The organism is Mucilaginibacter boryungensis (assembly GCF_015221995.1).
Taxonomy (GTDB): domain Bacteria; phylum Bacteroidota; class Bacteroidia; order Sphingobacteriales; family Sphingobacteriaceae; genus Mucilaginibacter; species Mucilaginibacter boryungensis.
In genome coordinates, this window is record NZ_JADFFM010000001.1 from 78,671 (window position 1) to 105,069 (window position 26,399).

Sequence of the window (26,399 nt, forward strand, 5' to 3'; positions counted from 1 at the left end):
TTAGCGTTTTTGGTGCGGTATCGTATTGCTCCGCAACAACACTGCGCTAATAAGGCAGTGCAGGACGAACTTTGTCATACTGGCACAGGAAACAAAAAAACTTACCCGCTGATAGTTTTATCAACAGGTAAGTTTAAATTTCTTTACAGCAAATGCGGGGTTAAAATAAGATATCCTGTTACAGGACGAATTATTTTTTTTCTTCAGTTGTTGTAGTAGTGCCTTCACCATTTTGCGCGTCCTTGAATTCTTTAACGCCTCGGCCAAGGCCTTTCATTAATTCAGGAATTTTTTTACCGCCAAACAGTATTAAAATTGCAATGATGATCAGAATAATTTCTGGTGCGCCTAATCCACCCATGATTTCTATTTTTTATGTTATGATTTATAATATTACTCGTGTGTTGTTTTAACCGGCTCGTTTTCGGCAATAGCCTTATGAATATCCGTATCGCGGTGATGCGTTGTATCTGCAGGCACTGCGTGCTCATCGGTTGTTACATGGTGTTCGCCTATTGGAGCTGTGCCAACCACTGGACTGGTATCAATTAACGGGCGAGATTCTGCCTCGTTAGTTTCATGTGCAGCAACTTCAGTATGCGGAGTTATCTCTTCTGCCGTTTTTTTCTCTTCGTAACTGTTGATCTGGTTATTGATCTCGCGTTTTACACCCTCAGATGCATCTTTAAAATCACGAATGCCTTTACCAAGGCCACGTGCCAGTCCGGGCAATTTGTCGCCCCCAAACAGTAGCAGCGCCACAAACATGATGAGTATCATCTCCGGCGTACCAATGTTCAGAAATCCAAGAACTAAGCCTAACATATTCACTTTATTTAATTTACAAATATATACAATTTAAAAAACACATCGGGTAAATTAATTCGGCGCCAGCCAATAAACCGGATTAACCGCATCAACACCTTTCCATAACTGGAAGTTGGCTATCGCCATTCCCGTCATATTGTCGGTTTCTACCACCCCGATGTTTTGCTTGGTAGTAACCTTCTGTCCGCGCGATACGCTTACCGACCGTAAATTTCCGTACATGGTATAATACTCGCCATGGTTTATCAGCACTACATAACTGCCGCCTACGTTTTCAACCTTAATTACCGTGCCATTAAACACCGCACGTACACTGGCCCCTTCATTAGTGCGGATATCAACGCCTTTATTATCGTTTTTTATACCGCCTATGCTATACATACCAAATCCCTGGGTAATCCCGCCATTGGCCACGGGCCATGGCAAACGCCCCTTGTTGCCTAAAAAGTCGTTTGATAGCTTGGCTGCTTCAGGCGTAGCATTCAGCACCTCGCTAACGGTTGAATTTTTAGTGATCTTTTTCACTGTCGATGGCTCAACCGCCCTGCCTTCGGCTTTAGCTTTGGCGGCTTCCGCGGCTTCGCGCCTGCGGGCTTCTTCTTCGGCCCTGCGGCGGGCTTCTTCTATCTCCCGGCGAATTGCAGCAGCATACATCCGGTTTATTTCATTTATTTTATTAATTTTTTCGCGCTGCTGTTGTTTAAGTTGTCCTTGTTGCTTAGATAAACCGGATATTACCTGGTCTTCGTCCTTCTTAGCTTTACCCAGGTTTTCCTTTTCCTTTTCCTGGTCTTTCAGCAGGTCGTTTTTATTCTTTTTGGTTTTATCCAATTCATCTATTTTCACATGCAGTTCTGTTTGCTTGCCGCGAATTGCCGCAGCCTGTCTTTCGCGGTAAGTACTAAACTCCTGCAAGTATTTCATCCGTTTATAAGCCTGGTTAAAATTATCGGATGAGAATACAAACATTAGCTGGTTATATGAACTTTTGTTATGGTAAGCAAACAATACCATAGCCGCATATTCTTTTTTTAATTGGTCTAACTGGCCCTGTAAGCTATGCACGGTTTTATTACTCTCCTGGATCTGGTTATCCAGTAAATGCATCTCCGAGTTAATAGTATTTATCTTATCCGTACGCAAGCTTATCTGCGCTTTTATCAGGTTCAGTTGCTTCAGGTTCGCTTTTTTATTATTGGTGGCTTCTTCCAGATCGTGATTAAGCTGATTAAGCTCCTCATTCAACTTATCACGACGGCGTTTCAGTTCGGCGCTGCTTTGCCCAAATGCTACGGCCGCAGCAAAAAAGCAAATGATAAAGAAGGTTATTTTATAAAATTTCATCAATTATCAATCAACAGGTGTATACCTATCGGGTATGCTAAATGTGTACTCCAGTTCCTTATCAAATTCGGCGCTGTTATAATGCAAACCCGCATTTATTTTTTTATTACCGGCCGAAGATACGATATCTATCTGCGATGGCATAATCCGGCTACCAACCTGTATAAAAGCGCTATTGCTTACCTGCAATGCCAAGGCCGCCAATTGGTTATTAATAGTTGTTTGGCTTAACTTAAAATCGGGCCCAACCGTTAATTTGTATGCCAGGCCCTGCAACTGCCCGGTTAATATCGTGTTGGCATTATCGGTACTTACATCGGCATTATCTGCCAGTAATTCGGGCATTATATTGCCCACCAACAGTGCCTGTACACTTTTAAAGCTTAACTGCTTACCACCATATTGGTAAATATAGCTGAACGGCTTTTTCATGTATACACCCTGTAATTTGTTTATTACAATAATACTATCGGGTGTAATTAAAGCGCGAGCAATCTCTAAACCCAATATAGCCGTTACCGATACCCATATTTTTTTATCATGCTGTATGCGGATGTTCAGCGTTACATCGTTGCTGTTGCCATCAATATTCAGCCTGGTTTTAGCTTTACCGGTAAAGGTATTAAAGTTTAACTGCCTGGCACGTATAGCCACCAATTTAGTATTTACTGAGGGCGCTGCAGTTTTTGCCGGACCAATTACTGTAGGTGGCGCTTCTGTTGGCCGTGTCACTAAAACCTGCTTGTGCGCTTTACAGCTTGCCAGCACTGCCAGTATCCCTATTAAAATTATTATCCTGCTATTCAATGTACTTCCTCTCGTTAATCTTGCGCTCAAGCGATTGTGATTTACCACCATCCTGCTTTGCTTTTTTCCAGTTCTCTACTGCCGCATTAGTATCGCCCAGGTAAAACATAATGTCGCCATAATGTTCTTCCTGTACGGCGCTATGGTCTTTATCGTGTACCAATGCCTTTTCTATCCAAACCCTTGCTTCAGGATAGTTTTTTTGCCTGAACAATATCCAGGCGTAAGTATCCTCGAACGATGCCGTGTTGGGCTGTAACTCGTTCGAGTGTTTCGACATTTGCGCCGCTTTGTCTAACCGCTCGCCCCGTACCGAAAGGTAGTAGGCATAGTTATTTAACGTATAAGCGTTATCGGGATTGTATGTAAGCGATTTATCATACGCTTCGTCCGATTTTGCATTGTCTTTTTGCTCGTGGTAACAGTCGCCCAGCGCAGAATAACACTGCGAAAGTAACTCCCGATCCTGAAGTTCTAATGAAGTTGTGTTTTTTATATAGCTTAAAGCTTTGGCATAATTCTTTTTTTGCAGATAGGCTACGCCTACCAAATAATTCATCCAGGCTTGGTTAGGGAATAGCGAGAGCGCGTTTTGCCCGTCTTTCAAAGCCGCATCAATATCGTTTTCACCCAAATCTAAACGCACCAACTGCTCCTGCACATTATAAACCTGGTCATCCAGTTCTATCGACCGTTTAAATACCGGCCTGGCTTCTTTAAATTTATTATTCTGCATCAGCATATCGCCATACATGGCATAGGCTTTGGCTGTAGTAGGGTGCGCTACGGTTAAAATACGGCTTAATTCCAGCGCGCTGGCTTTCGCGTTGACTTCAGGGAATTTGGGGATATACCCCAGTATGATCCTGATCTTTTGTTCGATATCCAGATCGGGGATAGCAAAGGCCAATTCAAGCTCTTTAAAACAAGCTTCGGCATCTTTTTTATCCCGGTAAACATCGGCTAAGGCTAAGTGCACCAGGCCATTGTTAGTATCTATCTTTTCGGCCTTAAGCAAAACTTTTAAAGCCTTATCGTTAAAATTGTTCGAATTGTAAATCTCGGCGAGTAACAAGTAATAGCGTATCTGGCCGGGATTACCGGCAATCAGCGTTTCAATTTCCGTGGCCGCTAAATCCACTTTTCCTTGTTTCAGGTATATCTTTTGGCGCTGGGCTGCTAAGTCGTCGGTAAGGCCGGTAAGCCCTTCTATTTGTTTGTATACCCCCAGTGCTTCATCATAGCGTTTTTGCAGAAAGTAGGCGTTGGCCTTGTCGAAATAATAATCAGGCTTATCAGGCGCAATCCTTATCAGTTGGTTAAACACATTCTCCAGCCTGGCTACATCATTACTTTTCTCGTAGCTATCGGCCAGCGCTAACCAGTACCATTCGTTATCAGTATTAATGGTGGTGGCGCGTTCCAGCAGTTGCCGAGCCTCATCATTATCTTTTTGAAGTTTTTTCAGGCCCGCCAATTCATACATGGCAGCATCGTTATTGGGGTCGGTTTGCAGTACACGATTAAACAGATCGGCAGCGAGCGGGAAATTTTCGACCGTCTTTTCGTGCAGGGCCGAGAAGAACAACTGTTTCACCATCACACTATCAATTGATGTCAGGGGTTTGCCTGTGCGTACTGTATTGCCCTTCTTTTGCCCATAAACAAAAGCCGGAACTAAAAACAAACTGAATATGACTATCCTTTTTAACATCAATACTTTACCTTATCTCTATTTAACCGGTCAATCGTGCTATCGTTTAATTAAAATTGCTTTTAATTCTTTGCCCTCCATTAGAAACGCCCCGCCTGCAAATAATATCAGCAACGCGTTACCTACAAATATATTACGATTGAACACATAGAACGATAAATAAACGAGGATAATTGAAATAATGATATAGGCAAGGTTCTTTTTTAAATGGTATGGTATAGGATAATTTTTTTGCCCCCAGGCATAAGATAGGACCATCATAACTGAATAAGACGCAAAAGAAGCCCATGCCGATGCCATATAGCTGAATTTGGGAATAAGTGCAATGTTAAGCACAATGGTAATAACTGCACCTATGCCCGATATATATAGGCCATACCTGGTTTGATCGGATAGTTTGTACCATATAGACAGGTTCATGTAAACACCTAAACTTACGTAACCGAATAATAACGGCGGTACAGCCTGCAAGCCTACCCAATAGCTACTGCCGATGAAATACTTAAGCAGTTCGATGTTTGCTATAATACCTAAAAAACCAAGGCTTACCGCAATAACAAAATAATCCATTATACGCGAATAGGTATGCCCGGCGTTTTTATTTTTAGCATGGCTGAAAAAAAACGGCTCCGCACCTAAGCGGAACGCCTGCACAAAAAGATTTAGGAAGATAGATATTTTAGCACAGGCAGCATAAATACCTAGTTGCTCGCTGGCAATATTTTCAGGTAGTATCTTGGCCAGTAGCATTTTATCCAGGTTCTCGTTAATGATAAACGAGAAATTTGCAACTAATACCGGGAAGCTGTAAACAAGCATATTCCTGAATATCGGCTTGTCCAGATTTAGTTTAAACTTAAGCACTTCAGGCAATAGTAACACCAAAGTAATTGCGCTTGCTGCAAGGTTCGACAAAAAGATATAGCCCAGCCAGCCTTTTCTAAACCAGCTACTTATCCATGCCGCACCCGGATAATGATGGCTAACTACAAACGGCAAACCATACATGAATAACAAGTTAAGACCAATGAAGGTAAGCACGTTGGTCATTTTTATAATGCCATATCGTCCTGGCCGCCCATCGGCACGCACTTTTGCAAAAGGCACAACACACCATGCATCTATCACTAAAAAGGAGATAAAGTAAAGCGCATATAGCTTATAATCGTGATAAGAAGTGGTTGGCTCAATAGCAATATATCGTGTAATCTGGTTGATAAATAGTAATGATACAGCCAAAAAAATTAATGTGATACCCATTATAGCCGCGAAGGCGTTATTGTAAACCTGGCTTTTCCTGTCTTCGTGTTTATTTAGGTACCTAAAAAATGTAGTTTCCATACCAAAAGCCATTAAGGCCTGAAGCATAGATGCGTAGGAAAACATATTGGAAAATATGCCATAAATACTTTTAGAGTATATACGCGTGTAAGCCGAGGTTAAAAAGAAGTTAAGTGTACGCGATGCTATCGTACTTAACCCGTATATGGCTGTTTGCCCGGCAAATTTTTTAGCAGTTGACAATGATCAGAGAAATTTGATTGAATATATACACGGACTAAAACAAATTCCGCCTTAGTACTTCAAAATTACGATAGTTTTTTAATTCACCCTCATGGCTTTCCAGGGAGATAACTTCGGCTCCTTCGGGGCCTTCGTGGCAAAAATCAAGGAATAGATCCAGCAGGGTATCGTTGGCCTCGGCTTCTATAGCTACGCTGCCATCCCGTTGGTTTTTTACCGTGCCGCGCACACCTAACTGGTCGGCTGTAGCTTTTGTAGCCTGCCGGAAACCAACGCCCTGTACATTGCCTTTAATGGTGATATCCAGATGTTTTATCATAAAGCAAAGTTATAGAATATCGGGATGTATTGCTACAGTATAATACTGTGTGTTCCATTAGCACGGGTAATAAGGATTCATCCTGATACCCATTAAACAAAACGCCCGGCTGTAATAACAACCGGGCGTTTTGTATTAAACTGTTCCAGCTTATTGCGCTGCGCCTATTAACGATCCAAATTTAACCTGGTAATCTTTAAATTGGGTGGTCAGTTTTTTATTAAGGGCATCCTGGTGAAAATCCTTGGTCAAGCCAATCAGGCCATTCATTACCGACATGGTTAACTGAATATCGCGGGTGTTTACATCGCCTGATCCGTTTTGAGAAACACCGGCATAGTAATCCAGCAGGTTGGTAATATAATCGTCCATTTCGTTGGTCCATTTATTAGCCAACTGGTTCGAACCTAATTTATAAGCGTACTCTGTAAGGTAATATTTACGTGCTACCACATCTACATAAGGCACAATATTTGGCATTACGTCATCGTATTTTTGCAGTGCGTTTTTAGCCAGGTCAGTATGACCTTCCTTCATCAAATGATCGGTAAGGATGGTAAACTGTTTCAGAATAAGCGGATAGAACATGGTGGTTGATTCATGATCCAGGTATTTCGCATTCTTCATATTCCCCCATTTAAACTTCTCCATCATGTTTTTGTACATGATCATGGTGTTCGATGCTTCTAACGGCTGGTTGTTTACGGTATCTGGCTTCAACGGCAGCAAGCGGTAAGCAAAGCCTTCGTTATACAGATATTTGTCCATCCCCATCATGTTTTCAGTACCAACGGTGATAGTGAAATATACGGGGCGTTTCCAGTTGTTGTGGGCTAAAATATCCATCATGGCCAGATTGTCCTTAGTCACATAGTTCGATGTATATTTCCACTCCATCTCCGGCAAAATTTTATCTTTATCTGCAGCAGGAACAACGCCATCTTTCACTAACTGATCTGGGTTGGCAGCCATTTTCAGCGATTTGGTAGGCATATAGTTCATTGGCGGGCTGTTCTCAAACAACTGCGCTTTTGCAGCCGGATCATCAGACGTTAAGAAATCAAATACTTCCTTCAGTTCGGTAGCACCGGCAATCTTCTGGTCGTTAGTATAGATCACGTCGCGCACACCGGCCTCAAATTTCTCATCAGGCATGGTGATAGGCAATGGTGCCGAATCGTTCATTTTTTGCTTCATCTGGCGGATGTACCAATCGGTACCCAGCAAGCTTAGATTTACAATACGTACATCGGGACGGATACCCTCAACTTCCTGCGCATACCATAGCGGGTAAGTATCATTATCACCATAGCTGAACAGTATCGCGTTTGGCGCGCACGATTCAAGGTAGTTGGTAGCCATATCCCGCGGAGTGAATTTTGTAGAGCGGTCGTGACCTTTCCATTCCTGGCTGGCCATTAATACAGGGGCAGCTAATAAACATATTAGGGTTGCTATAACAGCACCTACTTTGGGGCTTATCTTTTTGCCCAGGCTAAACAATTCAGCAAGACCTAACACGCCTAAACCAATCCAGACGGCAAAAGCATAGAACGAGCCGGCATAAGCATAATCACGCTCGCGCGGTTGCAGCGGGTCCTGGTTAAGATAAAGCACAATGGCCAAACCTGTAAAAAAGAACAGTAAGCCTACAATACCCGCGTCTTTTTGGTTACGGCGGAAGTGGAATACCGCGCCAAGTAAACCTATAATAAGCGGCAAGCCGTACATGCGGGCATAAGCTTTACTTTTGGTTACCGCGTATGGATAAGCTTTGTTTGGTTTCAGCGGATTGGTCCAGTTACCATCAATACCGCTGCTGCTGTTTTGCCCGTCCATTTCATTGGTGCGGCCTACAAAGTTCCACAGAAAGTAGCGGGTATACATTTGGTTAACCTGCCAGCTTAAAAAGAAACCCAGGTTATGGATAAGCGTAGGACTTTGGTCTTGCCCCAACTGCATCCAGTCTTTATAAAACTGTACCGCATCCGGCTTATCATTTTTATACATTCTTGGGAAAATGGTATTGTGATCATAAACAGTTACCTGCTTATGGCCCGCTACTTCGTATTGTGTTTTACCACGACGGTAGATGTTAGCACCATCTTTTTGGTCGATCGCTTTCGCATCAAAATATTGACCGTATAGTAATGGTGTATCGCCATATTGGTCGCGGTTTAAATAGCTGTTTAGCGTAAAGGCATCTTCGGGGTCGCTATTATTAAGGTTGGTGCCTGCCTTAGCGCGGATAACCAGCATTACAAATGAGCTGTAACCAAATAAAATAAACAATATACTAATCAGCGCCATGTTTAAAACATAACGCTTGCGACGTACCTTCACCAGGTATTCCAGCACAGCTAAAATTGCACCCCCAATGATAAACCCTAATATGCCACCACTAATGGTGAAAAGGATCATCAGGATAACAGCAGACGCAATGATATAACCGTTAGATGGTTTAATGGTATAGTAAATGCCTAATATAATGGCAGCTATTAACAGTATAAAGAAAAGCACAGCCCCACTGCCAAAGCCCATGCCCAACGTGTTTACAAAGAACAGATCGAAGTAAGCGGCGCCTTTAACCGTATATTGAATAACGCCCCATAACACCACACCTAATGCAACGCAGCCCAGTAAAAAAGCCCAAATAGTGCCCGATGCAGTAGCTTGTTTAGAACGACGGAAATAAACCAATACCGCTATAGCAGGGATAACCAGCAAGTTTAATAGGTGGATACCTATAGAAAGGCCCATAATATAGGCTATAAATATCAGCCATCTATCAGCATACGGCTCGTCAGCATGGGCATCCCATTTTAAAATAGCCCAGAATACAATAGCAGTACATAAGGATGATTGCGCGTAAACTTCCGACTCGACAGCGGAGAACCAGAAGGTATCAGACCAGGTATAAGCCAGCGCGCCAACTAAACCCGCGCCCATAATTAATATAGTATTGGTAATGTTGTAATCACCATCCTGCTTAATTAATATTTTTTTAGCTAAAGCTGTAATACTCCAAAACAGGAACATAATGGTAGCGCCGCTGGCCAGTGCCGAGGCGATGTTGGTCCAATACGCTACTTTATGCACATCGCCCATGGATAGCAGGGAGAAAACTTTACCTATCATGGTAAACAGCGGTGCACCTGGTTGGTGGGCCACCTGCAGGCGATAGATACAGGCAATAAACTCGCCGCAATCCCAAAAGCTGGCCGAAGGCTCCAGCGTTAAAATATAGGTTAACGAAGCTATAAAAAAAGCCAGCCAGCCGAAAATGTTATTGGTCTTAGTGTAATTCATGTCTATGTGTTACAATATGGTGCTGTTTAGTTGGACGAAAGTAATAAAAACAATCAGCATGTTTTATAAAAAGCCAAAGGGTTTAACATAATTTAACGCCGAGTGGAGCGTTACGCGCGGGAGAGCAACGTTTTATTTGAGCTGGCTTGTTACAACCGGCGCAATGGCCAATACCCACTGAGCATACATAGCAGGCGAGGGGTGCAGGCCATCAGCAGCTATAAGTGTGTTGTCGGTAGCCGCTTGTTTTGATATAAGGGTGATGTTGATATAATTTACGCCTGCTTTGTCGCTTTCGGCCTTATTAATGGCGTTAAACTGATCTATCTCCGGCCCGATGGTCGCTTCCCTGCTACTTGCATAGGGCGTTACGCCCCAATCGGGAATGGACACTACAAAAACCCGTTTTTTGTTTCCTTTAGCAAAAGTGATGGCCATATTTACCAGTTGCACAAACTTAGTACGATAGTTAGTTTGACTAAGCCCCTGGTATTGGTCGTTAACACCGATAAGCAGGGTTACTATATCATAAGTTTGGCCGTTAATGCCACTGCTGTTTATGGCCGCGATCAGGTTGTCGGCTGTCCAGCCGGTTTGGGCTATTACGGTAGGGTTCTGTACACCGTAATTGATTAGCTTATCCACTAACTGAAAAGGAAAAGAATCCTTTTGTGATACCGCCTCACCAATAGTATAGGAGTCGCCTAAGGCTAAATAAGTAATGGGAGTATTGCTTACAGGCATAATTTGCACGTTGGTATCAGGAGCATCCGGTAATGATATCACAGATTTTGAACAGGCCAGCAAACTGCTTATCCCTATTATGGTTAAAATTAATCCTTTCATACTATCTCCATACCAAAAAGTACGGAAATATGATGTTTAAGGATTTTTTTAACTTCTTCCATATCAACCTCGCGGCCCAGTTCGGCTTGCAGCGATGTTACCGCTTTATCGTCAATACCGCAGGGCACAATGTTTTTAAAATAATCAAGGTTCACATTAACGTTGAACGCGAAACCGTGCATGGTTACCCAGCGGCTGCACCGTACGCCCATGGCACAAATTTTACGGGCACGGTCGTTATCAGCATCAAACCAAACACCGGTATAGCCGGGGTAACGGCCGGCAGTTAGGCCATAATCGGCCAGGGTTAATATCACCGCTTCTTCCAGCGTGCGCAGGTACAGGTGAATATCTGTAAAAAAGTTATCCAGGTCTAATATCGGGTACCCTACAATTTGCCCCGGGCCATGGTAGGTAATATCCCCACCGCGATTGATCTGGTAATAAGTGGCCTGCTTATCTTTTAAACCCTGTTCATCCAGCAGCAAGTTCTCGGCATGACCACTTTTGCCCAGCGTATATACGTGCGGATGTTCGCAAAAAACAAGATAATTTGGGGTTTCTTCGGCTACACAATGGTCGTAGGTATGCTCGGTACTTCCGCTTAGGGCAAGTTCTTTATTCCGCAGGTTAAGTTTTTGCTTAACGGTTTCGTTAAAAAGCATTTCCTGGCGGTCCCAGCCCTGCTTGTAATCTACTAACCCCCAATCCTGGAAAAATACCTGTTTGTTTTTCATTATTAAGCTCCCTTAACGTATCCTACCATATAATCCTGGTATTGCAAATATCGCACAGTGTAATCCAGTTTCACGTCACCTTTATGTAATTGTGCTTGTATACTGCCTTCGGGTTCAAAGCTGAAAGGCTGCAGGGCAATGTTATCCATAAATGAAACTTCTTTTTGCCCGTAACATTTATAAACAGCTTCCTTAGCACACCAGGCTGCATAAAGCGATTTGATATACTGTTCATCCTGCGGGATAGCGGCTAATTCGCCGGGGTTCATAAACCGGGGTGCAATGCGTGCTACCTTTTGCTGTATCTGTTCAATGTCAATTCCCACGGTTGCTTTCTTGCTGATCATTACCGCGGCGTAATCAAATGAGTGGCTTAATGAAATATGATAGGGCAGGTTCACCAGGTAGGGTTTGCCGTGCGCGTCTATCTTGCAATCAATGTATTCATCGGTGCGAAGCATAGTGCGTAACAATACACGTGTGCCCAGCCAGTGCAGGTGGCGTTTGCCATGGCGCAGCTGTTCAATAAATGCTTTTTCTTCTTCATTTAACTGCAGTTTGGCATACAGGTCTTCGGCTTCTTCCTCTATCTTCCATAGGGCGAACTCGGTATCTGCATCTATCTGCTTGCTGAAGGCTATAGCCATAAAACTAAAATTAAAAAAGCATGGCAAAATTACTCCAAATAATTCTAATTTAGTCAGCCTTAAGCCCACGAATATGATATTGTCAGACAAGCGCATTTTAGAAGAGATTGATAAAGGAAATATTATCATCGAACCGTTTAAACGCGATTGTTTGGGTACAAATTCATACGATGTGCATTTAGGTAAATACCTGGCCACTTATCGCAACCGTGTGCTGGATGCCAAGGTGCATAACGAGATAGACAACTTCGAGATACCTAAGGATGGTTTTATGCTGCAACCGGGCACGCTTTATCTGGGTGTAACCCTTGAATATACCGAAACCCATAAACATATCCCTTTTTTAGAAGGTAAATCAAGCACGGGCCGTTTGGGTATCGATATCCATGCCACTGCAGGCAAGGGCGATGTGGGCTTTTGCAATACCTGGACGCTGGAAATATCATGCGCGCAACCGGTACGTATTTATGCCGGGATGCCTATCGGTCAGCTGATATATTTTGTGGTTGAAGGCGATATTGAAACCTTATATAACCATAAAGAGAACGCCAAATACAACAACCCTACTACCCGTCCGGTTGAAAGTATGATGTGGAAGAATAAGTTTTAATAGCCACAAAAAAGCCGAATTCCAAAGAACCCGGCTTCAAATGAATATAATTAATTCTACTACTTTCCTACTTCAATAATATGGAACGATCCCGGTATTTGCCTTGGGCGGGGTTTTGCATTTGTAGCGGTGGCTACGCCTGGTTCAGTTTTCGCGGCCGGTAAATATAATTTATGCGTCGTCAGGTCAACACCAATGGTGCGGGCGCTTGGTTCGGTTGTTATATTTTCAACAAACTCAAATTTATCGGCGCTTATTTCTTTAACCACGCTGATGGTGCCCTCGCCGTTTGATGCGAAAGCCATTTTCAACTCGGGGTCGAATACTAAACCATCGCTGTCGCCAATGGGGAAATTAGCCAGGTTTTTACCATTGGCGGCATCCATCACTACCATAGTTTTATTACCGCCGCAGGCAATAAACAGGCGATTGGTTTTGCGGTCGATATCCAAACCCGATGGCTCGTCGCCTTTTTCAATTTTATAGCGCGCCTCAACTTTTAAAGTGGTGGCGTTTATCATTAATACCTCGTTGGTAGTTTCGGCATTTACAAACACCTTCCCCTTTCCGTCAGATACGCACGCTTCGGGTTTAGCTCCTAAGGGGATAGTGGCTATAACTTTATCGGTAGTAACATCTATAACTGTAGCATCCATACTGCGTCCGTTAAAAGCATATACTTTTTTGCTATAGGGTTCGTAAAATATAGCATCCGGATTGGTGCCCGCCGGTATTTCACTTAATACGGCTAAGGTTTTCAGATCGAATACTATCACTTTATTGGCGCGCCCCGCGCTAATGTAACCTTTGTTTATAGCCGTAACCAAAGCAATGCCATGTACACCCGGGGTGTTAGGTATATAACCAATGGAATCGCCTGTAGTGACCGATAGAATATTTACCTGGTTACCGTGCGATGTATAAATGCGTTTATTGGTTCCATCAACAGTAATATAATCCCAGCCGCCCGTGCTATGGATAGGGATATCCTTTATTACATGGAAACCTGTTTTGCCCTGGGCCGCAGCATGGTTTAAACTAATGCCGGCTAAAGTTAAAGCGCAGGCAACAGCCATTACGCGGGTTAAGTTTTTCATTGTCCGAAATTTTACACAAGATAGTGATATAAATCTGTAGGAAAAATTGTAGATGCCGGGGCATTAAACCCTGTCTGTCATCTGATGTCTGAGTAAATGAAGAATTGATGAATTTTCGACCTATGAAGATCTGGCGTATAACTGTGCTCGATTTTTTCCGTAGCTTTAGTAATTATTTATCCCTATGAAACCTAAAAAAATACTTAGCCTTGTTGCAACTGTTTTGTCTGTTATCGCCTTATTCGTATTCGCGCGGGTGGATGATGACCCTATTAAAAAGATAGTTACCCAGCTAAATAAGTGGACGGACGAAGACCCGCAGGAAAAAGTATACCTGCACCTGGATAAGCCTTATTATGCAGCCGGCGATGATATATGGTTTAAAGCCTATATAACCATAGGTGTAAACCATCAGCTTTCGGCTTTAAGCTCTGTATTAAATGTAGAGCTGATAGATGACAGGGATTCCATTAAACGGGCTATCAAACTGCCGGTACAAAATGGTATTACCTGGGGCGATTTTAACCTGCCCGATAGCCTGGCGGCTGGCAATTATCGTATACGGGCCTACACCAATTACATGCGTAATGCAGGCGATGAATACTTTTTTGACAAAACCATACAAATTGGCAACGCTGTGAATAATACCGTTTTTACCAAAGCCGTGTACACCTATACCACAGCGCCAAATAACCAGCAAAAAGTAAACGCCTCCATAACCTACACCGATTTGAACGGCATTGCCTACGCTAACAAGGAGGTAAGCTACGATGTGCAGTTTGACGGGCGCAGCGCGGCCAGGGGCAAGGGTATTACCGATGCTAATGGGGTGATGAATGTAAGTTTTACTGCAACAGCGGCCAACCAGTTAAAACTGGGCCGCATTGTCACCAATATTAAGTATGCCGATAAAAAGGTGAGCACACAAACAGTGGCGGTAAAAGCGCTTTCCTCAAAAATAGATATACAGTTTTTTCCCGAAGGGGGCAATATGGTAGCAGGGGTGCGCGGCAAGATAGGTTTTAAAGCAACCGGCGCCGATGGCCTGGGTGTTGATGTTAAAGGTATAATTAAAGATAATGATAACCAGGATGTAGCCCGTATGGGCGCAACGCATTTTGGAATGGGATATGTAGTGATGATGCCGCAGGCCGGTAAAACTTATAAAGCAGTGGTAACCCTGCCTGATGGGTCTGAAAGTACAGTTACCCTGCCCGTTGCTGCAGCAAGTGGTTTTTTACTGAGTGTAAATACCGCCGATCCTTCAACCGTGCTGGTAAAAGTGGGCACCAGCCAGGATATTGTAGATAAAGGCAATGCCGAGATAAATTTAGTTGCACAACAAAATGGCAAAGTTTATTATGCGGCCAAAACGCATATCACCAGTGCAAGCTTCGCGGCATCTATACCCAAAAGTCGTTTCCCAACAGGGTTAGTGCAGTTTACCCTGTTCTCTTCAACCGGCGAGCCACTGAACGAGCGACTGGCTTTTATCCGAAACCCTGATGAGCTTAAGCTGGGCATAAGTACAGAAAAGCAAAGCTACACTACGCGCGAAAAGGTGAAGCTTAACCTTGCCGCTAAAGATGCTACGGATAAACCAGTCGTCGGCAGCTTTTCGGTAGCGGTAACCGACGAGACAAAAGTGCCTGTTGATGAAACAGCCGAAACTACGATATTGAGCCAGCTATTGCTTACATCCGACCTGAAAGGGTACATTGAAAAGCCAAACTATTATTTTACTAACCCAACCGAGCAAACCAACGCCGACCTGGACGCGCTGCTGCTTACCCAGGGCTACCGCCGCTTTGTTTGGAAGCAATTATTAAATGATGTATTCCCGCCGCAAACCTTTGCGGCTGAGAAATCGCTAACCATATCGGGTACTATAAAAACAAGCGGGGGCAAACCTGTGCCTAAGGCTAAGGTAATGCTGCTAAGTACCAGCGGTGGTTTTTTTGTTTTGGATACCGTGGCCGATGACCAGGGACGGTTCATTTACAAAAACCTGATATTTAAGGATAGTGTAAGATTTATTGTGCAGGCGCGCACCCAAAAAAACAGCAAGTATGTAGAAATTGAACTTGACCGTGTTGCCCCGCCATCAACCGGTAAAAACAAAAATGCGCCCGATATTCAGGTAAATATCAGCAACGGGTTATCCGATTATCTTAAAAATAGCAAAAGCCAATACCTTGAACAGGTTAAATATGGTGTGGGGAACCATGCTACCGCGTTGAAAGAGGTAGTGATAACTGAAAAGAAGAAAGCGCCGGATGTTAGTAACAACCTGAACGGTGCCGGCAATGCCGACCAGGTATTGAAGGGTGATATATTTAACTCGTGCCCCACCTTATCGCAGTGCTTAAACGGGCGCGCCAGTTTTGTAATATTCAGAGATGGGCAAGCCTTTTCAACCCGTAGCATGCATACGCCAATGTTAATTGTGCTTGACGGCATGCAAATGAGTGATGATTTTTCTATTGATGATATTAGCGCAGCTGATGTGGAAAGCATTGAAGTTTTGCGCACGACTGCTTACACGGCCATTTACGGTGGGCGCGGTGCAGGCGGTGTATTGGTAATTTCAACCAAACGGGGCGGCTCGGATACTAATTATACGCGTTATGCACCGGGCATAGTTACCTATTCGCCTAAAGGGTATTATCGCTCGCGCGAGTTTTATGCGCCTAAGTATGATGACCCTAAAACCAATGCTAAAATGGCCGACCTGCGTACTACTATTTTCTGGAAACCTAACATGGTAACCAATAAAGATGGCAGCGCATCGGTAGAATTTTTTAACGCGGATGCAAAAGGCACCTACCGGGTAGTGGTTGAAGGAATAGATAACGACGGCCATATAGGCCGGCAGGTTTATAGGTATAACGTGGAATAGTGTAGAGATCGGTTAATTAAAGATTAGAGATTAGTCGGATTTTAACTAACCTCTAATCTTTAACCTTCAATCTCTATTCCCGATCACTTATTTAAAAAATACTTCTCCCAAAAATCAACAGATTTAAATAGTTCAGCGCGGTCGGCACTTGCAGTGTTTTCTCCTATGTTACTGCCACTGCGCATACCGCCGCCACGTCGGCCGCCCATGCCGCCGCCACGCATGCCACCACCCATTCCGCCACCGCCACCGCCACCGCCGCCCATACCGCCGGCACCGCCACCACGGCGCATGCCACCCTCGCCCATTTCAGGTTTGGTTAGGCCGTTTATTTTAAAATTAAAGGCCCATTCATCTTTACCAGCTTTGAAGCTGCCGAATAGCTTTAACGGGATGGAGGCTTCATAGATCAAATAGCCATTAGCATCATAATCAATAGCTGTTTTAATGCCGTAGGTATTAGTAGTGGTTATTATATCGCCTTCAATATCCTTAAAGCCGGTCACCTTAATGTCGCGTAGCTTAGTAAGTCGGGCGCGTATTAGCTGGTCGCGGTCTTCCTGGGTTATACTTTCATCAGGCTTACGTGCACCCATACCCAGGCGGTTGTTCATACCTGCTTCAGCAATGGGGAAAGTAAGGGTATAATCGCCTTTCTTTTTGCCTTTGGTATTAATACTTAAGGTTAAGCCCGCACCCAAAATGCGTGCCTGCTCGCTGCGGTCGTTAATGCGGATGGCCGCATACAAATTGTCGTTATCATTGGCCAGCGTATAGTTTAATTTTTTTTCTTCGTTGTAATAGCGCAGGCTATCACCCCATTCGTCCAATTTGCCGTCAATTTTAACAGCCGGCGGCGGTGGTTGTAGTGTATTACTGTTAGTTTTAGATTGTGCCGGTACGGCAATTGCAAATAAAAGCTGCATGCTAATGGCACAGCCAAAAGATAAATTCTTTTTCATTGGGGTATTGATGGTTAAGGGTATTTAAAAAATATTTAACTTAATATAAACAATATATGATGTGCTGTATCAACACTATTTTAACATTTTTATTGCAGGTTTTTTGAGTAACTTTGCCTTTACATATGCCAACAGAGGTACAAGAAGAAACGTTCACCCTTGAAGAGGTGCTGGCGGGCTTAAAAGAGATGCACCGCCTGATATTATGGAACGATGACCACAATACGTTCGACCATGTTATTCATTGCATGATCAAATACCTGGACTACTCCGAACCGCAAGCCGAAAAAATAGCCTGGAAGGTACATAACGAAGGCAAGTGCGCTATATTAGAAGGCTCGTTTACTGAGGTAGAGATCTACCGGAAAATACTTCAGCAGGAAGGCTTAACTGTTTCGGTTGAATAACGTAACCATATCGTCATGCCGAAACAAGTTCGGCATGAGGGAGTGATAAATAAAAAAGGCTTATCAATAAAACCTTTCCTATTACAAGTGGGATGGTATGCGGGAAACTGTATATGACGAAATAAAAGATGTCATTTCGAACCGACAGGGAGAAATCTTATACATGCGATAGGTGGGTCGTATAAGATTTCTCCTCGTACCTCGTTCGAAATGACAAATTGTGATAAATAAAAAGGGCATTGATCAATGATCAATGCCCTTTTTGCTTGCAGCTTAAATTTAATTAAGCCACAATATGGTTCCAGCCAAACTCGTCGGGCGCGTTGCCGTAGCGTATGGCATCTAAAGTTTTTAATACTTTTTGCGAGAATTCGCGGGTGGTTGGGTCGCTTAACTTGTAATCAACGCCATCGTAATGGAATTCGCCAACCGGGGCAATAGTGGCCGCTGTACCGGCACCAAAGGCATCGGTTAGTTTGCCTGTTTTGGCCCCTTCTACAATTTCAGCTATCGATACACGGCGCTCTTCAACCGGCACACCCCAGCTGCGGGCCAATGCTAAAACAGTATCGCGGGTTACACCATCTAAAATAGTATCGCGGGTTGATGGGGTTACCAGTGTACCATCCAGCATAAACATAACGTTGGCCGCGCCCATTTCCTCGGCATATAAATGCTCTTTAGCGTCAGTCCAGATGATCTGGTCAAAGCCTTCTTCCGCAGCTTTCTTAAATGGCAGCATTGAACCGCCGTAGTTGCCGGCTGCTTTGGCATAGCCAAAACCACCTTCGGCAGCGCGGGTATAATGTGTTTCAAATTTTACACGCAGCGGCTTTGAAAAATAAGGGCCTACCGGGCAGGTTAATACCACAAACTTGTAGGTTTTTGACGGGGTAACACCCAGGTAAGGGTCGGTAGCGAACATCACCGGGCGGATATATAACGAATGCATTGGCGCGGTAGGTATCCAATCGCGCTCAAGGTCGACCAGAGCGGCAATACTGCTTACAAAAATATCTTCGGGCAGGGTAGGCATGCAAAGGCGTTCGGCCGATTTATTGGCCCGTGCCGCGTTCTTTTCCGGACGGAATACAGTTACCGTACCATCAGCATGTTTGTAAGCTTTTAAACCTTCAAAAAATGCTTGTCCGTAATGGATAGACGAAATAGCAGGACTAAGCCCGATCTCGCCATAAGGGACGATCTCAAAATTCTTCCATTCACCATCGGCGTAATCGGCCACAAACATATGGTCGGTAAAAATGCGTCCGAAGGGTAAATTACTAAAATCTGTTTGCGATAAACGCGAATTTTGCGTTTTGGTGATCTTAATGTCCAGCGTCTCAGTCATGGCGTGTAGAATTATTATTGGAAAAGTGGCAAGTTAGGAAATTTGGTTCATAGTTCATAGATGATGGTTCATGGCGTCTGTAAAAATTGACATTAACATGCTCAATATCAAGTATGACGATTATGATCGATAAGCCATCAACCCTCCAATGCTTTTTCCACCCAGGCCTTTCCCCAATTTTCCAGCTCCGCAGCACTCCATAGTTGCGGATAGAATATGCGTTTCTGGAAACGCGGGGGCAGGTATTTTTGCCAGTTGGTACCACCCGTAGCTTTAATTTCCTCGGGCTCGCGGTGCAGGTAGCGCACGGCCGATTTATAGTGCGATAGCGGCCAGTTCACATTTATATTTACATCAAGTTCGCGCAGCTGCTGTTCCAGTTGCGGGGTAGCCTGCCCGGTGGCCTTTAACTGGGTATAAAGCGAATTAAAATTTGAGGTGGCAGTCGCATGCGCTAATTCAGTAAAAATTTTGGCGTATTTTTTCTCGAACTGTTTCAGCGTCAAGGTTTTTTTACCGGTTGATAGCTCGGTAGCGCCAAATTTCCAGTAGATGTATTCAAATTGATCTTCAATAGTGCCCCCCCGCAATTCCTCGCGTTTATCTTTAGCTACCAGGTTTATAAAATCGGTTGCATAAATTTCAATCATGCGGTACTGTCCCGATTGGAACCCGCTGGCGGGAAGTAATGACATCCGGAATTTTAGGAATTGTTCCTTTTCCATCCCATCCACCATAATTTCAAACGATTGTGTTAATGCTTCAAAATAACGGTTAATACGTTTTAGCCGCGCTGCAAAAAAATCGACGTTTAACGGCGACTGCTGCGCAATTTGCCTGCACTCGTGCAGGGCCAGTTTAAAATACAGTTCGGTTATCTGGTGATAGATAATAAATATCTCCTCGTCAGGGAACGGCGTTTTGGGGCTTTGCAGGCTTAATAACGTATCCAGGTGGATATAGTCCCAATACGTCAGGAAATCGGCATATAGCAAGCCGTCCAGGTACGATGCCATATCCTGGCCCATAGCTTCGTACTTTTCCTGCAGTTCGGCAATTCTTTTTTCTATTTCGGGGGAAATGGACATAGGGCAAAGGTATGTAATTTCGGATTTCGATTTCGGATTGGTTCGCCCCCACAAAAGAAAAAAAATCGAAATCCCACATTCGAAATCCGAAATAATTATGTTTGTCTGTAGGTTATGCTTAAAAAACTGTTTTCACCGGCCATTATCCGTCCCGCGCTTGTTACCATACCTGTTGCTGTGGCTATTGGCAGTATGGTAGCCTTATTTTTATGGTTGTTAAACTGGGCCATTCATTTCCGTTTTCAGCATAACTGGTTATTGTATTTGCTGCCTGCGGCGGGCATAGTGATACATTTGCTATACAAATGGTACGGCGGTTCGTCCGAAAAAGGGAATAACCTCATCATCGATGAGATACACCAGCCCGGCGCCGGTGTGCCTAAACGCATGGCCCCGCTTATACTGGCTACTACGGTTATTACCCATTTGTTTGGCGGCTCGGCCGGGCGCGAGGGTACGGCCGTGCAAATTGGCGGCAGCCTGGCTAACCTGTTTGCCGGTTGGTTTAAACTGAATGACCATGATAAGCAAATGCTGCTGACCGCCGGTATTGCCGCCGGGTTTGGGGCCGTGTTTGGTACGCCGCTAACAGGCTTCATCTTCGCGCTGGAAGTGTTAACGGTTGGCCGTTTTAAATATGAGGCCTGGCTGCCCTGCCTTATTGCCGGGTTTGTGGGCGATTATACCGTATCGGCCTGGGGGGTAATGCACACGCCCTATCATATCGGCAATATCCCCGGCGGGTATGCTTTTTATGGGCACGCTTTCAACGCTAATGTTTTGCTGCTGCTAAAAACCATACCGGCAGCGGCCTTATTCGGACTGACAAGTTATGCTTTTGCCAAGTCGGCACATGTGGTAAAGGATACTTTTAATAAGCTGATCAAGATCAGCTGGCTGATACCCATCTGCGGCGGCCTTATCATTATTGCGCTAACCTTTCTTATCGGTAAACCCGATTATTTAAGCCTGGGTGTCAGTCCTGAATATCCCGGTGCGATAACCATTGTTTCAGCCTTTCAGCAGGGCGGCGCTGATCTCTTTAGCTGGCTATGGAAGCTGGTTTATACCGTTATCACTTTAGGCACCGGTTTTAAGGGCGGCGAAGTTACCCCGCTATTTTATATTGGCGCGACTTTAGGTAATACGCTGGCTGGTTTGCTAAACGCCCCGGTTAGCCTGTTTGCTGGCCTGGGCTTTATAGCAGTTTTTGCGGGCGCCACCAAAACGCCATTGGCCTGCACGGTTATGGGTATAGAGCTGTTTGGGATAAACTTTGTGCTTTTTTATGCGCTGGCTTGTTTTGTAGCCTATTTGTGTAGCGGAAAAGTAGGGATATATAGCGCGCAGAGACGGAAGTGATTACTTTTTGCCTTTAAACTTTTTGAATAAAGCTTCTGCTTTTTTGTTTAGGGTATCGTGCTTAGCGTTACTAATTTCTAAAAGTGAATACGTATCATCACGGTTTACAGATGTATCTTTATCATTGTCGATACTGTTGTAGTGTGAGAATTCTTCCCATATCAGATAATTAAACTTATGATTATCGGCTTTATAAATCCAGGCAACCTTCTCTAACACATCACCAGCATCACCCCATTTTTCGGCTAATTCAAAAAAATCGTTAATCGTATCTTTACGCTTGTCGTAAACAAGCAATTTAATTGAGGATGTTGAATACTGACCCGGCGTACGTGTAATTAAACCAATATTATTTTTATCAATAGTAAACTTATAAACCGCAAAGCATTCGGTATCATCCCATAGTATCCCTTTAGGAAGTAAATATAAAAGGGTAGTGTCTATCCGCTTTCCTTTGAATTTGTAGCCTGCACTATCAGTATTTTCAGCTGAAAACACTTTAAATGTATCAATATTAATAGGTTGATATAGGCTCATAATTTATCGTACTTGTTATTTTTAGTAATTGATTTTTTAATGTTTCCTGTACAATTAAACAGCAATAAAACAATCATTAAACTAAAGCAAGACAAACCCAAACGCTTCATGGATATTTATTTTGATAAACAAGATATCAATTTCTAATAGCTGTTCAAAACATATCCTTTCTTAATTGTTTATCTTTATACTTATCACCCAAAAAGCCTATCCGTATGAAAAAGATCCTTATTGGTATTGATGACAGTAAATTTGCCGAACATGCTGTTGAATATGGTTTTAATCTTGCCCATAAGCTAAAAGCCGAAGTTGGCCTGATACATATTATTGAGCCTGTTGTTACTGCACCCGCCCCCTCGGTTGATGCGGGTATAGGGATGCCATTTGATACCACCAGCGATATGGTGGTACCCGAGCTTTATCATATTCAGGATGAAAAAGCGCGTACTATGCTGACTGCTGCCACAAAAAAATATGGCAAGGATACGCCCATTACTAATTTTACCGAATATGGTGATACGGCCGAGGGTATTATAAAATGCAGTAAAGATTTTAATGCCGATATGATTGTTATTGGTACGCACAGCCGCACAGGGTTAGACCGCCTGTTAATGGGTAGCGTGGCAGAGCACGTGATACGTCATGCGGAAGTGCCCGTGCTGGTTGTACCGATGAAAGAAGAGGACAGGGATTAATTATTAGGGTAGCGGTTAGCTAATAGCACTGGTTTTTGCTGTTTCAATATGCCTACTGCCTTCATTACAGCCGGATCATCATTGTTAACTACGCGATAATAGGCCGTATCGCCCCACATAAAGCGGGCCATGTAGGCCTTTAGCAGTTTTTTAATATTGGGTTTCGATTCCCGCAACTCGCGCGAATCCATTTCTTTAATGGTGGCCGATGAATAGACAATAAAATCGGTAAACAACTGATCACTCACCTGGAAATTCCTGATAAAATCATCATCGGTAGTATACTTCTTAAAGATAGGATAAAGCCTGTCAATTAAAAAAGCGGTAAATAACTGCTGCTGGTTCAAGTCCTGGATCAGCGGGGTGTTTGTATTAGTATCGGCTGGGATAAAAATATCGGGCATAATGCCGCCGCCGCTATAAACTTTTTTACCTTTCGATGTATGGTAATAAGATACCTTACGGAATGAACTATCCTTCAACGTATTGGCGGCCGAGTATAATTCGCCTTTCTGCATCCGGTCGGCAATTTCATTATGGTAGCTATCTACTCCATTTTTGTACGATTTTTGGATAGAGCGGCCTGAAGGGGTATAATACCTGGCCACGGTTAAATTAATAGCCGAGCCATCCCCGAAAGGGAACTGTTCCTGCACCAGCCCTTTACCAAACGACCGCCGTCCTACTAAAGTGGCGCGGTCAAGGTCCTGCAGGCAGCCTGCAAGTATCTCGCTGGCCGATGCCGAATACTCATCTATCAATACCGCCAGGTTACCCTGTTGGAACATGCCCGAGTCTGACGCAAAGTAATCGGTGCGGCGCTCATGCACGCCTTTTGTATAAACTATTAGCTTTCCTTTGGGTAAAAACTCGTCGGCTAACGAGGTAGCCGCGCTAAGATACCCGCCGCCATTGCCGCGCAGGTCTATTACCAGGTTTTTTAATCCGCTGGCTTTTAATTTTTGCAGCGCCGCGCGGAAATCGGTATCGGATGTAGCTGCGAACTTGCCCAGTTTAATATAGCCAATTTTAGGTGCCGCCATATAGGCAGCATCAAGGCTGCTCAGGTCAACATGGCCCCGGGTTATAAGGCACTGTTTTAAGGGGGCTTTGCCCGCCATATCGGTTACGCCCAGGGTTAAAGTAGTCCCTTTTTCGCCTCGTAATGTTTTATTTATTAGTTCGGGCTTAAGGCTGGTGCCCGAAAAAGGTTTGTTATCTACGGTCATCACCCGGTCGCCCACCCTTACGCCGGCTTTTGCAGCGGGGCCACCGGCATACACCTGGGTAACAAACATGGTATCGCGCAGTAATTGATACTCTATTCCAATACCGTTAAATTCGCCCTCCAGCCGTTCATTAATAGATTGCGCTTGCTGAGGGGGCAAATAAAGCGAATGCGGATCGAGGTTTTGAAGGATATTATTTATAGCTTCGCCCTCAACCCGGGCTATATTAACGGTATCCACATACTTGTCTTTAACCAACTGCAAAGTTTTTTCAAGTTTGTTATCATTTGCAAATGGATAGCCTAAGTGTTGCCCCGGGAAATTTTGGCCGTTAATTAACAAGCCGATGGTAACACCGGTTAATATTAATATGATGGATCTGAAGATAATTGCCGCCGCTCTTTTCATTATTATGCACCAAAGTTAAACATTGCTGATTACAGCATATAATTTTTAATACAGGTATTGTTTAGATTATACTAAATTTTACTGATTTTTGTTTATCTGTTTATAACCTGATGAGATTAGTTACCGAAAAGGAATCGAATTATAACAACCTGGAGCAAATGCCGGTGGGCGAATTGCTTCATCATATTAATGATGAGGATAAAACTGTGGCCTACGCCGTGGAGAAAGAAATACCCAGGATTGAGAAATTGGTAGAAGTAGTTACCGAACGCATGCGTAATGGCGGCCGCTTATTTTATATAGGTGCAGGTACCAGCGGCAGGCTGGGCGTTGTTGATGCATCTGAGTGCCCACCAACCTATGGTGTGCCCTTTGATTGGGTGATAGGCATTATAGCTGGCGGCGATGGCGCCATACGCCGCGCCGTTGAATTTGCCGAGGACGATCCAGAACAGGCCTGGATAGATATGGGAGAGTATAACATTAACAGTAAGGACGTGGTTGTGGGCATAGCGGCATCGGGCACTACACCTTATGTTATTGGCGGGTTGCGTAAGGCCAACCAAATGGGTTTGGCAACAGGCTGCATTGTATGCAATAGCGGCGGCCCTGTAGCTGCCGAAGCGCAATACCCTGTTGAGGTGGTTACCGGTCCCGAGTTTGTAACCGGATCGACCCGGATGAAGGCGGGTACCGCGCAAAAGCTGGTACTGAATATGCTAAGCACTGCCGTAATGATAAAACTGGGCAGGGTAAAAGGCAATAAAATGGTAGACATGCAGTTAACCAATCATAAACTGGTTGACAGAGGCACCCGCATGGTGATGGACGAGACAGGCTTAGGTGAAGATGCTGCTGCCGAACTTTTAAAAACCTATGGCAGCGTGCGCAAGGCTGTAGAACAGCACAACCGGGTGAAGAAAGCGAAGTGATGTGCAAATATGCAGATGTGCATAGGTGCAAATGAATATCGAATTTAAACTATAAGGTGCAATGTAAATAGTGCCGATGCAAAAAATTTGCATACTTGCACATTTGCATACCCGCACATTTAAAAGATCATGCACGAGATTGAGCCATATTACAGGTGGAGGGATGATTACATTGCGGCAGAAGATATGCAATCTCCATTTTACTCAACTGAATACAACGAGTTTGAGTTTGATAAACAATTATACAACTACCTGATACACCCGCAGTGGGATTCATTCGGATCGAACACGCTGTACCTGAAGATATTATTTGTTGATTACGAGCGCGGTTACAGTATTATTGAATTTATTGGCGAATGGAACGATGCCATTAACAACGATATTATGCTGATGAAGCGCGAACTGTTTGATGTAATGGTAGACCAGGGCGTGAATAAGTTTGTGCTGATAGGCGAGAACGTGCTGAACTTCCATGCATCGGATGATTGTTATTATGAAGAATGGTTCCAAGAGGTTGAAGATGGCTGGATAGCCGGTGTGAATTTCCAGGAGCACGTGATCCGCGAGTTTAAAAACAGTAATATCGATTACTATATAAATTTTGGCGGCGCGTTAAATGAGTTGGGCTGGCGGACGCTAAAACCCTTACAGGTATTTAAAAAAGTTGAAGAAACTATGACTAAACGTCTTAACTAAATCTTCATCTAATTTGCGTAACTTTATATAAAAATCAACTAAAATCGAATA

24 protein-coding genes are annotated in these 26,399 nt (G+C 43.9%); 7 read left to right on the forward strand and 17 right to left on the reverse strand.

Going from position 1 to position 26,399, the window contains the following annotated elements:
- Positions 1–190: 190 nt before the first annotated feature.
- The 11 genes from IRJ18_RS00280 to IRJ18_RS00330 all read right to left on the reverse strand — a co-directional run bounded on the left by IRJ18_RS00280 (position 191) and on the right by IRJ18_RS00330 (position 12,075).
- The gene (locus IRJ18_RS00280) at positions 191–361 is read right to left on the reverse strand and encodes a Sec-independent protein translocase subunit TatA/TatB (RefSeq protein WP_194104201.1); all 171 of its coding nucleotides are present in this window, start codon (positions 359–361) and stop codon (positions 191–193) included.
- Positions 362–393: 32 nt separating this feature from the next.
- Positions 394–825, reverse strand: a complete 432-nt coding sequence (locus IRJ18_RS00285) for a Sec-independent protein translocase subunit TatA/TatB (protein ID WP_194104202.1) — start codon at positions 823–825, stop codon at positions 394–396.
- Positions 826–879: 54 nt separating this feature from the next.
- Entirely contained in the window at positions 880–2,172 is a 1,293-nt protein-coding gene (locus tag IRJ18_RS00290) for a murein hydrolase activator EnvC family protein (protein WP_194104203.1), read from the reverse strand.
- Between the two features lie 6 nt (positions 2,173–2,178).
- Entirely contained in the window at positions 2,179–2,979 is an 801-nt protein-coding gene (locus IRJ18_RS00295) for a DUF4292 domain-containing protein (protein WP_194104204.1), read from the reverse strand.
- Positions 2,972–4,693, reverse strand: coding sequence for a tetratricopeptide repeat protein (locus tag IRJ18_RS00300; RefSeq protein WP_194104205.1), 1,722 nt, complete (start codon positions 4,691–4,693; stop codon positions 2,972–2,974). The genes IRJ18_RS00295 and IRJ18_RS00300 overlap by 8 nt, the downstream gene beginning before the upstream one ends.
- 39 nt (positions 4,694–4,732) lie before the next feature.
- Positions 4,733–6,217, reverse strand: coding sequence for a polysaccharide biosynthesis C-terminal domain-containing protein (locus IRJ18_RS00305; RefSeq protein WP_194104206.1), 1,485 nt, complete (start codon positions 6,215–6,217; stop codon positions 4,733–4,735).
- 34 nt (positions 6,218–6,251) lie between these two features.
- Positions 6,252–6,536 carry an acylphosphatase gene (locus IRJ18_RS00310; protein ID WP_228072460.1) on the reverse strand — a complete coding sequence of 95 codons (285 nt, stop codon included), beginning with the start codon at positions 6,534–6,536 and terminating at the stop codon, positions 6,252–6,254.
- Between the two features lie 150 nt (positions 6,537–6,686).
- Positions 6,687–9,845, reverse strand: coding sequence for a protein O-mannosyl-transferase family (locus IRJ18_RS00315; RefSeq protein ID WP_194104207.1), 3,159 nt, complete (start codon positions 9,843–9,845; stop codon positions 6,687–6,689).
- A gap of 132 nt (positions 9,846–9,977) precedes the next feature.
- A complete protein-coding gene (locus IRJ18_RS00320; RefSeq protein WP_194104208.1) occupies positions 9,978–10,691 on the reverse strand; it encodes an SGNH/GDSL hydrolase family protein in 714 nt (237 codons plus the stop codon).
- On the reverse strand, positions 10,688–11,428 hold the full coding sequence (gene lipB / locus IRJ18_RS00325; RefSeq protein ID WP_194104209.1) for a lipoyl(octanoyl) transferase LipB: 741 nt from the start codon (positions 11,426–11,428) through the stop codon (positions 10,688–10,690). Before lipB ends, IRJ18_RS00320 begins: the two co-directional genes overlap by 4 nt.
- A 2-nt stretch (positions 11,429–11,430) precedes the next feature.
- Positions 11,431–12,075, reverse strand: coding sequence for a 4'-phosphopantetheinyl transferase family protein (locus tag IRJ18_RS00330; protein WP_194104210.1), 645 nt, complete (start codon positions 12,073–12,075; stop codon positions 11,431–11,433).
- Between the two features lie 73 nt (positions 12,076–12,148).
- Here IRJ18_RS00330 and dcd point away from each other — a divergent pair, with 73 nt between their 5' ends.
- Positions 12,149–12,685, forward strand: coding sequence for a dCTP deaminase (gene dcd, locus IRJ18_RS00335; protein ID WP_194104211.1), 537 nt, complete (start codon positions 12,149–12,151; stop codon positions 12,683–12,685).
- Between the two features lie 59 nt (positions 12,686–12,744).
- Here the strand turns inward: dcd and IRJ18_RS00340 are convergent, their stop codons facing one another.
- Positions 12,745–13,782 (reverse strand): YncE family protein, encoded by a 1,038-nt coding sequence (locus IRJ18_RS00340; RefSeq protein WP_194104212.1) that lies wholly within the window; start codon positions 13,780–13,782, stop codon positions 12,745–12,747.
- A gap of 184 nt (positions 13,783–13,966) precedes the next feature.
- On the opposite strand from IRJ18_RS00340, the gene IRJ18_RS00345 reads away from it, so the two are divergent.
- Entirely contained in the window at positions 13,967–16,681 is a 2,715-nt protein-coding gene (locus IRJ18_RS00345) for a carboxypeptidase-like regulatory domain-containing protein (protein ID WP_194104213.1), read from the forward strand.
- Positions 16,682–16,764: 83 nt separating this feature from the next.
- Here IRJ18_RS00345 and IRJ18_RS00350 read toward each other — a convergent pair whose 3' ends face one another.
- The gene (locus tag IRJ18_RS00350; RefSeq protein WP_194104214.1) at positions 16,765–17,643 is read right to left on the reverse strand and encodes a DOMON domain-containing protein; all 879 of its coding nucleotides are present in this window, start codon (positions 17,641–17,643) and stop codon (positions 16,765–16,767) included.
- A gap of 125 nt (positions 17,644–17,768) precedes the next feature.
- Between IRJ18_RS00350 and IRJ18_RS00355 the strand changes: the two genes are divergently transcribed.
- Positions 17,769–18,050 (forward strand): ATP-dependent Clp protease adaptor ClpS, encoded by a 282-nt coding sequence (locus IRJ18_RS00355; RefSeq protein ID WP_194104215.1) that lies wholly within the window; start codon positions 17,769–17,771, stop codon positions 18,048–18,050.
- A gap of 283 nt (positions 18,051–18,333) precedes the next feature.
- On the opposite strand, the gene IRJ18_RS00360 is transcribed toward IRJ18_RS00355, so the two are convergent.
- Together IRJ18_RS00360 and IRJ18_RS00365 are read right to left on the reverse strand one after the other, a co-directional pair.
- Positions 18,334–19,401 carry a branched-chain amino acid aminotransferase gene (locus tag IRJ18_RS00360; RefSeq protein ID WP_194104216.1) on the reverse strand — a complete coding sequence of 356 codons (1,068 nt, stop codon included), beginning with the start codon at positions 19,399–19,401 and terminating at the stop codon, positions 18,334–18,336.
- 137 nt (positions 19,402–19,538) lie between these two features.
- The gene (locus tag IRJ18_RS00365; RefSeq protein WP_194104217.1) at positions 19,539–20,489 is read right to left on the reverse strand and encodes a tryptophan 2,3-dioxygenase family protein; all 951 of its coding nucleotides are present in this window, start codon (positions 20,487–20,489) and stop codon (positions 19,539–19,541) included.
- A gap of 114 nt (positions 20,490–20,603) precedes the next feature.
- Here IRJ18_RS00365 and IRJ18_RS00370 point away from each other — a divergent pair, with 114 nt between their 5' ends.
- Positions 20,604–21,851 carry a voltage-gated chloride channel family protein gene (locus IRJ18_RS00370; protein ID WP_194104218.1) on the forward strand — a complete coding sequence of 416 codons (1,248 nt, stop codon included), beginning with the start codon at positions 20,604–20,606 and terminating at the stop codon, positions 21,849–21,851.
- On the opposite strand, the gene IRJ18_RS00375 is transcribed toward IRJ18_RS00370, so the two are convergent.
- Positions 21,852–22,388 (reverse strand): hypothetical protein, encoded by a 537-nt coding sequence (locus IRJ18_RS00375; RefSeq protein ID WP_194104219.1) that lies wholly within the window; start codon positions 22,386–22,388, stop codon positions 21,852–21,854. It abuts the gene before it with no gap.
- A 215-nt stretch (positions 22,389–22,603) separates the two neighbouring features.
- Between IRJ18_RS00375 and IRJ18_RS00380 the strand changes: the two genes are divergently transcribed.
- On the forward strand, positions 22,604–23,083 hold the full coding sequence (locus IRJ18_RS00380) for a universal stress protein (RefSeq protein WP_194104220.1): 480 nt from the start codon (positions 22,604–22,606) through the stop codon (positions 23,081–23,083).
- Here IRJ18_RS00380 and IRJ18_RS00385 read toward each other — a convergent pair.
- Positions 23,080–24,720, reverse strand: a complete 1,641-nt coding sequence (locus IRJ18_RS00385; RefSeq protein WP_194104221.1) for a S41 family peptidase — start codon at positions 24,718–24,720, stop codon at positions 23,080–23,082. The genes IRJ18_RS00380 and IRJ18_RS00385 overlap by 4 nt on opposite strands.
- 110 nt (positions 24,721–24,830) lie before the next feature.
- Between IRJ18_RS00385 and murQ the strand changes: the two genes are divergently transcribed.
- Entirely contained in the window at positions 24,831–25,652 is an 822-nt protein-coding gene (gene murQ / locus IRJ18_RS00390) for an N-acetylmuramic acid 6-phosphate etherase (protein WP_194104222.1), read from the forward strand.
- 129 nt (positions 25,653–25,781) lie between these two features.
- Complete coding sequence (locus tag IRJ18_RS00395; protein WP_194104223.1) at positions 25,782–26,348, forward strand: hypothetical protein; 567 nt, start codon at positions 25,782–25,784, stop codon at positions 26,346–26,348.
- Positions 26,349–26,399 lie beyond the last annotated feature (51 nt).